Below are 14,059 nucleotides of genomic sequence, written 5' to 3'. Positions count from 1 at the left end.
AAACACAATCAACAAAAACATGAAAAAATGGAAAAAAAATCTTTTTTAAAATTCTTATTTTTATGTTTGAGTCTAATACAAGTACCTATTTATGCCCAAAGCACAGTAGATCTAGATTCAAACATTGAAGTCAATCAAGTCATCAACCAGAACGGAGCAGTCGTAATTAAAGGAAAGTTTACCAAACCAATTACTACGGATGATGTAAAAGTTACCATCAAATACAAAAATGTGCAAGGAAATTGGATAGGCATCTGGTGCAAGTCATTCACTGCAAATATCCAATATAATCAAGACCTTACGGCTACTTTTGAATTACCAGCATCTACCGTGAGCTTACGACATTTGAAGATAGAATTAAGTTCTAATACCAATCTTACAAACTGGCAATCCATCTCTTGGGATAAACAAGTAAGTCATTACAAACAATCGGACTATAGCTCGAATAATTGTGAATTGGATGAAAATGAATATACAATACTATTCACTCCCAAGAAAAATGGAACAATTTTATTAAATCCTAATGGAACAGTCTCTGGAGTAAAGGATAGAGTCACATCCCAACATTTAAACAAAAAACTGGACAATATCGTTCTATCAATCCAAGGAAACGGCACAATTGATAATACTGATATAAATTCACCTGCAATCAAAATCGAGAATCCTAATAATCTTGAAACGATCGCAAGTTCTCAAAAATACATATATCAAGGAAGTGATACCAGTCCTTTTGAATACTCTTATCATGATCCTGTTTATATGTTTGCCGGCAAATTCTCCAGCGCAGGTTTCTTCATTAATTTCAGCAACTGGTTTTTACCTCCTGAAGAAGGAGGAGAAGGTTGGGGAAGAGGATATTTGGATTTTAAAAACCCCAATGCATTAGTTAACAGATATTACAACCTTTATAACTATATCAGCAATAAACTGACCGATGTTATAACAGATCAGGAGCCTGTTGTAATAGTTATCAGTAAGGTAACAGGATTGAGGGTTTATAAGGCTAATGGAAGTTATGTAATAATTGATGCTTTAAGTAATTACAATACAGTGAATGATTACGGTTACCCTCCTCTCTATGGAAAAGACAGAGGACCTGGTTCCGAAAATTTCTTTTTAAGTAACACTTCCAAAGCTTCATTATATGGAGTTGGTGCTATCAGAAACAGACAGGTAACAGCAAGTTGGAATGGCACTCCCAGACCTCTGCCTGAGATAGAAGCTCAGGTTAAGAAATTCATCAAATATGTTGGGGTTTTTGGAAACTCTACAGCATATGATTCCACCGATTGTGCAAGCAATTGTATTGTGATCAATACCGGGGCGCAACCGGACAATACTGTAAAAGATTGGACCAAAGCTCCAAATAGTTATATTTTTGACCCCTCAAAAAACAATGACGGGTTATACATTCCCGTAGGAAAAGCTTATGCCATGTGGGCAAACACCACTGATAATATCTTATCACTAGGGACTCCCATTTCAGGAGGGCAAGCATCTGCATATGTATATTGGGAGGATAATTCCGGCTTGATCAAAACCCCTCAGCCAAATTCTTATAAACTGGACATCGTCTCAGGAGCAACACCAGACCTGTCCAAAATTAAGATTTTAATAGATAAAGCAAAAGGAAAAGGAAATGCCGTAGTTACTTTTCACATAGGAAACAACGGAAACTCTACTGACCCTATATATTGGAGTTGGCACATTTGGGTAACCGATGATGTTGAAGCCGGAGGTTCAACTTACAGACAAGGATATGAATTAGGATTACTTCCTGCCAATTTAACAACTTTTACCACTGCAACTCTCAATCCATATTTGTTTAATAATTTAACAAACAGAGATGGCTCGCCTTATACATTTCAATGGATGAACAGAAATCTAGGAGCGACCAACGCAGAGTTTTTAGGTAACGATTGGAATAAATCTGCCGGACTAATGTACCAGTGGGGACGAAAAGATCCTTTTCCTCCATTAGTTTACAAGGATGGCTCTGCATATGAGATCAATGGGGAAGCCGGCAGATATGTATATTCAAATTTCAACAAAGATACTGGTCGTTCGTATGGGTGGATCACTAGACCCTATAATACTCCTAATATTCATACAGAGATAAAGGAAAACATAAAATATTCTATTAAAAATCCTTTAACAATGATATCTTTCATAGAACGTTTTGGCCATTGGTTTTCGGATGACTACTTTAGATTAGATTCCTCAGATATCTATGCTAAAATAAACTGGGACTTATGGGGTGACAATAGAAAAGGGGCATGGTCCAATCATACAACAAGTAATGCCGCAGTAGCAGCCGATTCAAAATCCTATGAATTGAAATCATCCTATGACCCATGCCCTTGCGGATGGAGAATCCCTTCTCATACAGGCAGTATTGTGGGCGCAGGAAATGCTAATACATTCAATCCGTTAGGTAGAACCTGGGGAACTGATGATGACAGACATAATGCTACCGGTTCTTTAAATCCAGCAGTTAATGGCGGAAAACCGGCAGGAGAGTTCACCTATACTGCTACTAACCCATTTGCGAATAACTTGAGAATATATCCAAGTCTAGGATTTGATTTTAGAAACGAGCCTGGTAGAAACTTGGGCATCATTCCAATTTCCGGAGCATATGTATTTATTGGGCCTAATGAACAAGGAGATTACATGAACTCAACCTCAAAAATTGGATATATGAATTGGTTAAGTACAGGAGGTGTTGCGTTGGCAACATTATCTATCTATGATAACGCCTCTGCAAGAACCTTTGGTATTGTAGAAGATTTCTATAAATATGCCAAAGATTCAAAATACAGAATGAATGTGGGGCAAATCAGTCCACAAAAAGGTGCGGGGCCTGTGAGATGTATTAAAGACCCGAACGAAAAGCACTTGGATAATTTTACCACCGAATTTATTCCTTCCATTAATACTGGCCTTTCTTCAGAAACTCTTAAAACATGGACAAAGGACGCCAATACTTACATTATATTACCAACTGAAAATAATAAAACTTTCAATGTAAGAAAAGCTTTTGCAATGCAGAAATTGCATTTATCAGACAATCAAGAATTTCCTGCTGGAATAAAATCCGCAAGTATAAATTGGACCACTAATCAGAATCTTATTTCTAATATCTCTTTAACAGATAACGGACTGGAAAACACTGTTATCACAGTTGAAAGAAACGCTGGTGTCTATGGAAATGCTGTTATAGCCTTACATTCGGGAAATAATGGAAATTCATCTGACCCTATCATATGGAGCTGGCAAATATGGGCGCCGGAAACCGAGCCACAACCTATAGCGGAATATATTACCGAAGGAATTTATATTCCTAGTCCCAATAATGGCATAGTTGTAAATCCTACAGAAAGTCTCGTTACCGCACCATTAAAAACAAAGTTTATGGACAGAAATTTAGGCGCATTAATAGCTTTCCCTTCTTTAGCACAAGGAGTATTGATAGATGATGTTACTTATAAAAAATCTATTGGGCTACAATATCAATGGGGAAGAAAAGATCCTATACCAACTTTCTTGGATCAAGAGAATATTTTCAAGGGAACTGAGATCATTAATGAAAATATATACAATAATACGATGACAGGATATGTTAGAAATTATTCTCAATATTCTGCAATAGTCAATACTGCCGCTAAAAGAATAGATCAGATTCAAAAAATCATTAAATATTCGGTTGAAAACCCATTAATGTATCTATATCAAGATGCTCCAACAGGCGCAAGTAAAGACTGGTTAAGCAATAACCCGAACTTGGCAGCAAACCGTTGGGGACATGCTACTGAAAAATCTCCATATGACCCTTGTCCAGATGGATGGAGAATTCCTGATGCTTCTTTTGCTTTCCTTAACAGCTCTCCTTCCAATCCTTATGTCAGAAGTGGTGACGGGATCAAAGGGAATTCTCCATGGTATTATGGAAATATTCTAGATCCATTAAGAACTGACAATGTTAAAGGAATCCAACAGACATGGGATTCATCAACGAACACCATTATTACCAATTCGGCAAGTGAGATATATGCGGGCAGAACGATTTCTTCAGGAACAACCGTTTCCACAGGTTGGATTTTTGACAATGCTAATTATAATATAGGTAATTATCCTATCACAGGCATACGAGGAGAAAATGGCATTTCATTAGCCAAAGATTTCCCAAGAGTTGGTGTTTGGACAGCTTCTTTAGGAGATTCGAATGTAGGAAATGCAATGGGTCTAAGTATAAGATATTCAAAAATGGCAACAGGTGCAGCATTTAACCCACATCAGGCAATGTCATGTCGCTGTGCAAAAATAGAATATGATGCTAATGGTAAAGAAATAGGAAGATACGAACCGGACGCAGTCCCTGTTCCGCCAGACGCTGTTCAAAAAGCAACAACCGTTTTTGCAAAGACTGAAGTGGTACAAATGGCGAAAAAGCTTAAAGTATTCCCTAATCCTGTAAAAGATAAATTGAATATTGATATAAACGATGACAAAGAGTATTATTTCCAGATTTATAATATGTCAGGTCAACTAGTGAAGGAAGGTAGATTTAATAATAAGCAGACAGATGTGAGCAGTTTATCTACAGGGATATATCTCTTAAGAATAAACAATTCTGAAAGTGTTATAAAAATTATAAAACAATAAATTTTAGAAACTCCGCACAACAGCGGAGTTTTTTATTTTATGATCTCTGAACAAAAGATAACAAAAGAACTCTTTAATTTTTTGATTATCAACTTTTTCGTTGTCGTTATAGGAACTGTATGTAGTAAGATAGGCTTTTCGATTTATGGAATTATCGAAGGCGGGATCAAGTATTTAAATATAGCAAAAAATTCAATAGAAGCACTTCACCCCGCTTTTGGCAATACCTTTTACTGCCGTATTTTTATTCGTCCTCATAATCTTCTTCGCAATCTTCGTATGAAGTGTAAGACCAATCAATTTCAAAACTGTCTAAAATTTTATCAAACCTTTCTTGATTACTTGTGCCAAGAAAAATTCCGTTACAATTATTCTGTTCGTCAAATGAGAGGCTTAAAACTTCGTGGAAATTGTCTGTATAAATTTTTTGTTTGTCCCAGGAAATTTCTGTTACTATTGTCCAATTCCTTTCTATAAGTTTAATTGTTTCTGGTTGAACCTGTCCAAAATAATTAGCATTGTATTTTAATCCACCAAAAGTTCCGTTATAAACAGCCATAAGCAACAAGAAATCATCTGTTGAATTTGCTTCAACATGCCAATCTGGATTTTCTTCTGTCCCATAATTCCCCCAAACTTTTGGATTGTCTAACTTTAAATCTTCCTCTTTAATTCCCCAATAAACAACCACTTGATTTTCCTCATAAAACACCAAATATCTGTCATTTGAAAATCCGATTTCATTTCTTGGATTTAAAAGTCTGTTGTGTGAATAGTTTAATGTTTCGACTTTTCCTAAAGTCAAATAATAGTTTTTAAGTTCTAAAGGAAATTTGATATTTAGTTTTTTTTCAAGTTCAATAATTTCAGTATCGGCAAACCCAAAATTTTCGTTTTGGGGTAAGTCATAAAGTTTTCTGATTTTTTCTGTATTTGTCATTCTGTGTAGGTTTTGTAATATGGCAAACGTTCTGGGACTTGACGAAGGTGGGCAATCAAAGCACTTCCGTTCGACTAATGTACAAAAGTTAAATAGAAGCACAAAAGCTGAAGTTTGTACTTCAGCCCTGCTTTTGCCAAACGATGTTGTAGTCGTTTTAGGCAAAATATATTAGCATGTACTAAATTGAATTTCACATAAACTAATCTTCTATGTATCGACAAACTGGATAATAAAATAAGCAGAATTGTCTTAATTAATCCCCGTAATAAAAAAGCCGTTGCAATGCAACGGCCTTTTCTTTAATGTTATTGATTATTTCAGCTATAATTATTTCTTAATAAATTTAATGGTCTGGATGCCTTTTTCAGTGAATATATTGATAATGTAATTTCCTTGAACCAAATTATGAACATTCACCGCTTTATCATCATTCATCATCTTTTCCATTATTTTTTTACCGTCTAATGACAAAATGACGATTTTACTGATCTTTTCATTACCTGAAAATCTCAAGATATCATTTACAGGGTTTGGATAAATCAGCATTTTAGCAAGCTTATCCCCATTTACAACACCTAATGTAATATCGGTAGCCTTAACTGCAAGTGATGCCTTTGATTCACACCCTCCTATTGTTTGGGTCGCATAATAGATCGTATTTGTCACCAGTAAAGTACTCATAGGCAATACATTAATATGACTAGTTGCGTCTGAAGCTGAAGCATACCATTTTATATTCTGTCCATTCACTACTAATGCACTTAGATCATCTCCAGAATCAAAGGTTTGATCAGTAGCACCTGATGGTGCGCTGATTGCAGCTGTCTGTGTAATGGTAAATGATTGAGTAGTTTGACAATTGTTCGCATCTTTGATGGTCACAGTATATGTGCCTGCCGCAAGCCCTGTTGCACTCGCTGCCGTACCGCCGCTAGGTGACCAGCTGTAGGTATAGCCCGGTGTTCCACCCGACACGCTTACCGTTGCAGCCCCTGTAGCGTCTCCATTGCACGCCACATTAGTCTGCGAAACAGCAGTCGCTACTAAAGCCGTTGGTTGGGTAATGGTAAACGATCTGGTTGTCTGGCAGTTGTTCGCATCTTTTATGGTCACAGTATATGTACCTGCCGCAAGCCCTGTTGCACTCGCTGCCGTACCACCGCTCGGTGCCCAGCTGTAGGTATAGCCCGGTGTTCCACCTGAGACACTTACTGAGGCCGATCCGGTAGAACCGCCGTTGCAGGCCACGTTGGTCTGCGATGTTGTTGCTGATAAAGCTGTTGGTTGCGTAATGGTAAATGATTGAGTCGTCTGGCAGGCATTCGCATCTGTGATGGTCACAGTATATGTACCTGCCGTAAGTCCTGTTGCACTCGCTGCCGTACCGCCGCTAGGTGACCAGCTGTAGGTATAGCCCGGCGTTCCACCTGAGACACTTACTGAGGCCGATCCGGTAGAACCGCCGTTGCAGGCCACGTTGGTCTGCGATGTTGTTGCTGATAATGCTGTTGGCTGAGTGATGGTAAACGACCTGGTTGTCTGGCAGTTGTTCCCATCTGTGATGGTCACAGTATATGTACCTGCCGTAAGTCCTGTTGCACTCGCTGCCGTACCGCCACTTGGCGACCAGCTGTAGGTATAGCCCGGTGTTCCACCTGAGACACTCACTGAGGCCGATCCGGTAGAACCGCCGTTGCAGGCCACGTTGGTCTGCGATGTTGTTGCCGATAATGCTGTTGGCTGTGTGATGGTAAACGACCTGGTTGTCTGGCAGTTGTTCCCATCTGTGATGGTCACAGTATATGTACCTGCCGCAAGCCCTGTTGCACTCGCTGCCGTACCACCGCTAGGTGACCAGCTGTAGGTATAGCCCGGCGTTCCACCTGAGACACCCACTGAGGCCGATCCGGTAGAACCGCCATTACAGGCCACGTTGGTCTGCGATGTTGTTACTGATAAAGCTGTTGGCTGCGTAATGGTAAACGATCTGGTTGTCTGGCAGTTGTTCGCATCTTTGATGGTCACAGTATATGTACCTGCCGTAAGCCCTGTTGCACTCGCTGCCGTACCGCCACTTGGCGACCAGCTGTAGGTATAGCCCGGTGTTCCACCTGAGACACTCACTGAGGCCGATCCGGTAGAACCGCCGTTGCAGGCCACGTTGGTCTGCGATGTTGTTACTGATAAAGCTGTTGGCTGCGTAATGGTAAACGATCTGGTTGTCTGGCAGTTGTTCGCATCTTTGATGGTCACAGTATATGTACCTGCCGTAAGCCCTGTTGCACTCGCTGCCGTACCGCCACTTGGCGACCAGCTGTAGGTATAGCCCGGTGTTCCACCTGAGACACTCACTGAGGCCGATCCGGTAGAACCGCCGTTGCAGGCCACGTTGGTCTGCGATGTTGTTACTGATAAAGCTGTTGGTTGCGTAATGGTAAATGATTGAGTCGTCTGGCAGGCATTCGCATCTGTGATGGTCACAGTATATGTACCTGCCGTAAGCCCTGTTGCACTCGCTGCCGTACCACCGCTAGGTGACCAGCTGTAGGTATAGCCTGGTGTTCCACCTGAAGCACTAACTGTTGCAGCTCCTGTAGCACCGCCATTACAGGCCACATTGGTCTGCGAAACAGCAGCAGCTACTAAAGCTGTTGGCTCCGTAATGGTAAAACTTTGTGTTTTTGTAGTATTAGTAGCATCTTTTACAGTAACCGTATAAGTTCCGGCTGCAAGACCTGTTGCAGTGGCCGCCGTACCACCACTTGGTGTCCAGCTGTAAGTATAGGGAGCTGTTCCACCTGAAGCGGTTACTGTTGCTGTTCCATTAGAGCCTCCGTTGCAGGAAACATTGGTCTGGCTAGATGCCAACGCTAATGTACCTGCAACAACTCCGGAATCTTTGACCCAGGTAAAGGCATCTAATCCCAGATATTGAAAATTCCCACCTGCAGTGATCTGTAGCTGATCGATAATAATATTACTGTAATTTTGTCCATTAAGGTTGGTCATATCAATCAAAGTGTAACCATTGGTTGTTCCGATGGCTGCAGTAAAGCCAGTTGTCTTGGTCTGTGTAAACTTTGTTACTCCTGATAGTTTACCGGTTATCGTCAGTGTTCCGGCAACTCCAAGTGTTGTGTTTGCTGCTGCAGCATAAACCCAGAACCTGTTTACCTTAAAGAGGTTAGAAGTTGTCTTTATGCTGAACGATGTGCCGGCAGACTGATTGCCGCTCCCTGAATTATCAATATATCGGTTATCTGCTGCGGTACCGTTCCAGCCGGTTCCAGGATAAGCTGCCTGAATGTCATAAGTATTTACGTGTGATATAATGTTAAAGATAACACCATTGTCCGTGAAACTTGAGCTTCCGTTGGACTCGGTCTCAAACTGTTCAGTACTGGTCTGTGCATAGACCGTATTGGTCATTGCTATTAGAAGCAACACCAACATCAAATAGAGCTTTCTCATTGAATAAGAGTTTTTTTTGGTTAATAATGTTTAAAATTAACATTATTTTTAACATATCTACTAAGATATACGTTTATTATATAAAATTTCAAAAAAAATCAAATAATTTGTAAAATAGTAGATAATAGATCAAATTTATTAATCTATTTAAAGAAAATAAATAACAAATGTTTTCAGAAAAAACCAAAGCATAGAAGCTAAAAAGAACTTTAAATGATAGATAATCTTAAAAAATGTGAATAATTATGGCAACTATATATTTGGATATGCCAATTTAATTTTAATGAACTTTCCATGAGAAAAAGACACAATCATATGCCCTTTATACATAATAGGGTTTTTTCAGTTTTTATACTAAAGCATAACTTAAGTTTAAGTAATAATATAATTGAATGCTCGAAATTAGACATTAACCTTTTGTTTCACTCATAAGTTGTGTTGGTGTTAAATTGAATTCCTTTTTAAAAGCAACCGAAAAGTGCGACAAACTTTCAAAGCCCAGGTCAAGATAAATATCTACCGGTTTTTGATTTTTTGTATTTATAAGAAAATACGCTTCCTGCAGTCTTTTCTTTGTGAGCCATCGGCCTGGTGTAACATTAAACAGATGTTTAAAATCACGCTTGAACGATGACAAGCTTCTTCCCGTTAATTTGGCAAAATCCTGAGCGCTTATATTAAACTTATAGTTTTTATTCATAAACGCCCTTAAATCTATTTTTTCAGGGGCAGAAAAGTCAAACAAGGTATCTGAAAGCTCAGATCGTTCCAACAATAGGATGAGTATCAATTCCTCGTGTTTCAAATCTTCAAAATCCTCCCGTAATTCCATGAAGCCTTTGTGGTAAGGCTTTATAGATTCCATAAAACTGTGTATCATTTTATTTGCCTTAATTTCTATAAGTGCATCCGTTATCCTATAATTTGGAGTAAGGATAAGTGAATGCTTCTGTTGGAATTCTTTTAGAAATGATTCTTCAAAGCAAAAAGCAACAGGCTCGAAAACATCTTCCAAAAGTTCGAATTTGGCCAGGGTATTTTTACGCAGGAAAAAAGCATCACCCGATTTAAACACATAATGCTTGTTGCCATCAAAAATCCTCAATGACCCTTTTACCAAATAAATGAAAATATGGTCGGGAATAAATTGTTCTTTTAAAATAAATGTTGCCATGCCTTCTTGTACCACTTTCAATTATTTCTATTCAGGTTATACACTTTTTAAGGGGTATCCTAAATATATTAAAATTAGGGGCATTATAATAAATGGGATCTCGGCCAAAGCAAATTTGTAGTTCCCTGATTTCAGAGCTACCAACACTATCAACATCACCGCTCTAAGCGTATTACCAATAAAAAATGTATTTGGAAAAAGTATCAGTATGGCAAAGCTTATCGATAAAATCCCGATCAGGATCCTTAATGCATTGGTTATCCCTAAAGAGTTCATCATTATAAGTGGTAAGCAAAAGCAGCATTCCGCTGATTATCTTTATTGTAAGTGTTTGTTCCATCATTTGTTTTATTATTTTATCAAATTATATCTTATCAAGGTATCCACCGCTGCCAGGACACTGTCTTCTTTCGATGCAACAGGTTTCCAGTTTAATATTGTTTTTGCCTTTCGATTGCTCACATTCCGGTTCAATCTGCTAAGCAGAACACCTTCTTTTGCCTTTTCGTTAAATAGGGCAACAATCCGCAAAACTAAGGCTGGGACTTTTCTGGAAGTGATTTTTTGTGCAATTTCAGGGCGTTTGGTTTTTATTAGCTGTACAATCTCTTGTAAAGAGATTTGCCCGTCGGATGTGGCAATAAAACGATGTCCGTTGGCCTCCTTGATTTCCATTGCCCGAATGTGTAGGTCGGCAACATCTCTGACGTCCACAATGTTTAGCGGAATATTGGGTACGGCTTTCATGGTACCATTTATGAGATTTTGGAGCAAATGAAAACTGCCGGAAACGTGTTCATCCAATGACGGACCTAAAATTGCAACAGGGTTTACTGTCGTAAACTCAAGATTTTCACCCTCTCTTTTTATAAATTCCCATGCTGCCATCTCTGCCAGAGTTTTTGACCTTTCGTAAACAGATACCGCCGTATTGTCGGTATTCGTCCAATCCTCCTCTGTAGTTGTCCGGCTTTTGTCGGTCTGGGTAAAACCTACCGCACCAAAGTTAGAGGTCATCACGACTCTTTTCACATCTGCTTTCCTAGCTAATCTTAAAATACGCAAAATACCTTCTCTGGCAGGGCGAAAAGCTTCTTCCTCATTTTTTGGTTTGTCAAAAAAAACGGGTGAGGCAACACTTAATACGTACTTGCATTCTTTCATCGCATCTTCCCAATTAGTATCGTTGGTGAGTTCCGCTTCGAAAAAAGATAGATTTTCAGAAGGAATTCTATTTGATTTTAAAGCATTTCCTATTCTTTCAACACTTTCCAAACTTCTTACAGTAGTATGCACATTATATCCTTTCTGAAGTAACTGGGCAATAATCCGCATGCCTAAAAACCCGCTTCCGCCTGTTACCAGTACAGTTTCTTTATTTGTCATTTTTTATGTTTATATTAAATCATATTGCAAATTTCTGAAATACTCTAGGAAGTTGATTTATCTAAAAGTCCAATTTCACTTTATTCAAAAGTCCATATATCTACTTAATCTTAAAAGAATTAGGCAATAATATATTTTGGTACACTAAAGTATTATTGCCATTTTTGCTATATGATCGATACACATTCCATTGATGTTTATGCTCCGCAAATTGCGGAGGTGAAAGATCCTTCAGGAGGATTTTTTACAGTTGCCCATTTAGGAGAATTTTCTAAAGAGAGTCTTGATGCAACTAGCAAATATAGCAGGAGGGATTTTTATAAAATATCGCTGATCACCGGTGATGCCTCGTATTTTTACCAAGGGATGGAATATAAAAATAAAAAAGATGAATGGTCCTTAGTATTTACTAATTGTGAAGTCCCTTACCGATGGGAAGTTCACGATGGAGTCTGTAACGGCTATGCCTGCATGTTTACTGAAGACTTTCTGCCATTACATACTTTTTTACGTCCTGCAGATCTAATCGTATTTAAGAATGAGGGCCAATCTGTATTCAAATTGAATGATGAAGAGGTTGCACACTTCAAAGTCATTTTTGAAAAAATGTTTGAAGAGCAATCTTCCAGCTATGTTAACAAGTATGATTTGTTATTCCTCTATGTCTTGGAGTGTATCCATGCCGCACTAAAATTGCAACCCAATATCCGGAACCGAAGTCAATCGGCGGCTTCACAATTGGCTCAGTCATTTAAAAGATTATTGGCAAGCCAGTTTCCTATTGTTTATCCCAATAACATCATGACATTATGCACTCCCAAACAATTTTCCGACAAACTAGCCATACACACCAATTCTCTTAACAGAGCACTGAAAGAAGTCACCGGAAAAACTACAACACAGTTAATCAACGAAAGAATCATTCAGGAAGCAAGAGCTTTATTAGCACACTCAAATTTGAGCATTTCGGAGATAAGTCTTAGCCTTGGATTTGAGGAACCTACCCATTTTACAAGAACATTTCGAACACTTACCGGGCAAACGCCTACACTCTTCCGTTCATTGATTGATAATGGTCATTTTTAGTTTGAAATAGGTCTGTATTCCTTGTGATCAGCTGCTAAATTTGTATTGTAAATTTTAAATATAATACATATGAAAACTTGGTTTATAACCGGCACTTCGACCGGACTTGGTAAAGTTCTAACTGAAAAGCTTCTGGCGAAAGGTGATAAAGTCATTGCTACGGTACGCACTAAAAATGCTCTCGAAGATTTAAGAACAATGTATCCCGATACTTTATTGGTCTCAATACTCGACGTGACGAATGTCGATCAGATAAAAAAAGTTGTAGATAAGGCATTTAGCGATGCGGGGACTATTGATGTTATTGTCAATAATGCGGGATATGGATTGTTCTGCTCGGTTGAGGAGGCTACTGATGAACAGATCGATCATCAGATCCGAACGAATATTATAGGCTCGGTGCAAGTGATCAGAGCAGCCTTACCACATCTAAGAACACAAGGCCAAGGAAAGATCTTACAGCTTTCCTCGGCAGGAGGTCAAACTACATATCCCAACTTTAGTTACTACCACTTAACCAAATGGGCCGTTGAAGGATTTTGCGAAACTATCGCACAGGAACTTTCGCCATTCAATATTGATGTTACAATTGTAGAGCCAGGTGCGCATTCTACTTCTTTTGGGTCTAACCTGCAAACAGCCCCGATCATAGAGGACTATGATAAAACGCCTGCCGGGGACGTGAGAAGGGCTATTGAATCAAATACATTCCCTATTAATAATGATGTTGATATAAGTATTCAAGCAATTATACATTACATTGATACAGACCAGCAATCATTAAGGCTTACTCTGGGAGGAGATGCTTATCGTGATATAAGAGCTTCTTTAGTTTCCAGATTAGAAGCTCTTGATGCACAAAAAGAGATTGCATTAGCAAGTGAAATAAAATCGTAGTCTTATAAGTAAGTTGAATGTCTTCATTTATTGGTCTTTTAAGAGTTTAAAAATTAACTTCAATAAAACATATTAACAGGATATTCATTTTCTTAAATGGCTTAGCAGAAGGTACAGACCAATTAAATAAGGTCACTGTGATAGGTCGCTTTAGATTGGTAAACCGATAAGGCATTTCATCAAATATTCTAATTTTTTAGTGACTTATTTCATCTAAATATACAGGTCACTGACCTAGGTCATTTTTTCGATTGTTAATTTTAAAAAGTATCGAATTGAATATTCAAATTTCTCAGTGACATCTTTTACACAAATTTCTTTGGTCACCGAATAGGTCACTTTCAGATTGTGCTTTTTTATCTCTTTTTGAACAGACATAAAACGAAAAATGCTTTAAGACATATGTCTTAAAGCATTTTGTACTATTATAATATAAT

The 14,059-nt window shown here is 38.4% G+C and carries 7 protein-coding genes; 3 read left to right on the top strand and 4 right to left on the bottom strand.

The window, feature by feature from the left end; all coding sequences use genetic code 11:
- Nucleotides 1-66: 66 nt before the first annotated feature.
- Entirely contained in the window at nt 67-4,665 is a 4,599-nt protein-coding gene (locus BLT30_RS03390) for a T9SS type A sorting domain-containing protein (protein ID WP_089871400.1), read from the top strand.
- A 244-nt stretch (nt 4,666-4,909) separates the two neighbouring features.
- On the opposite strand, the gene BLT30_RS03385 is transcribed toward BLT30_RS03390, so the two are convergent.
- The 4 genes from BLT30_RS03385 to BLT30_RS03365 all read right to left on the bottom strand — a co-directional run bounded on the left by BLT30_RS03385 (nt 4,910) and on the right by BLT30_RS03365 (nt 11,639).
- Nucleotides 4,910-5,605 (bottom strand): SMI1/KNR4 family protein, encoded by a 696-nt coding sequence (locus tag BLT30_RS03385; RefSeq protein ID WP_089871398.1) that lies wholly within the window; start codon nt 5,603-5,605, stop codon nt 4,910-4,912.
- A 330-nt stretch (nt 5,606-5,935) separates the two neighbouring features.
- On the bottom strand, nt 5,936-9,079 hold the full coding sequence (locus BLT30_RS03380) for a T9SS type A sorting domain-containing protein (RefSeq protein ID WP_089871396.1): 3,144 nt from the start codon (nt 9,077-9,079) through the stop codon (nt 5,936-5,938).
- 409 nt (nt 9,080-9,488) lie between these two features.
- A complete protein-coding gene (locus BLT30_RS03375) occupies nt 9,489-10,268 on the bottom strand; it encodes a helix-turn-helix domain-containing protein (RefSeq protein WP_245707138.1) in 780 nt (259 codons plus the stop codon).
- Between the two features lie 336 nt (nt 10,269-10,604).
- Nucleotides 10,605-11,639 (bottom strand): SDR family oxidoreductase, encoded by a 1,035-nt coding sequence (locus BLT30_RS03365; RefSeq protein WP_089871391.1) that lies wholly within the window; start codon nt 11,637-11,639, stop codon nt 10,605-10,607.
- A gap of 171 nt (nt 11,640-11,810) precedes the next feature.
- On the opposite strand from BLT30_RS03365, the gene BLT30_RS03360 reads away from it, so the two are divergent.
- Together BLT30_RS03360 and BLT30_RS03355 are read left to right on the top strand one after the other, a co-directional pair.
- Nucleotides 11,811-12,725, top strand: coding sequence for a helix-turn-helix domain-containing protein (locus tag BLT30_RS03360; RefSeq protein WP_089871389.1), 915 nt, complete (start codon nt 11,811-11,813; stop codon nt 12,723-12,725).
- A 69-nt stretch (nt 12,726-12,794) separates the two neighbouring features.
- Nucleotides 12,795-13,622 carry an SDR family oxidoreductase gene (locus tag BLT30_RS03355; RefSeq protein WP_089871387.1) on the top strand — a complete coding sequence of 276 codons (828 nt, stop codon included), beginning with the start codon at nt 12,795-12,797 and terminating at the stop codon, nt 13,620-13,622.
- The last annotated feature ends 437 nt before the right edge of the window (nt 13,623-14,059 follow it).

The organism is Epilithonimonas hungarica, assembly GCF_900102265.1.
GTDB lineage: Bacteria > Bacteroidota > Bacteroidia > Flavobacteriales > Weeksellaceae > Epilithonimonas > Epilithonimonas hungarica.
This window is presented reverse-complemented; position numbering and strand designations above follow the sequence as displayed.

Excerpts from the sequence above, each read along its gene's own strand:
- BLT30_RS03385 (WP_089871398.1), bottom strand. The coding sequence starts at position 5,605 with ATGACAAATACAGAAAAAATCAGAAAACTTTATGACTTACCCCAAAAC.
- BLT30_RS03380 (WP_089871396.1), bottom strand. The coding sequence starts at position 9,079 with ATGAGAAAGCTCTATTTGATGTTGGTGTTGCTTCTAATAGCAATGACC.
- BLT30_RS03365 (WP_089871391.1), bottom strand. The coding sequence starts at position 11,639 with ATGACAAATAAAGAAACTGTACTGGTAACAGGCGGAAGCGGGTTTTTA.
- BLT30_RS03360 (WP_089871389.1), top strand. The coding sequence starts at position 11,811 with ATGATCGATACACATTCCATTGATGTTTATGCTCCGCAAATTGCGGAG.
- BLT30_RS03355 (WP_089871387.1), top strand. The coding sequence starts at position 12,795 with ATGAAAACTTGGTTTATAACCGGCACTTCGACCGGACTTGGTAAAGTT.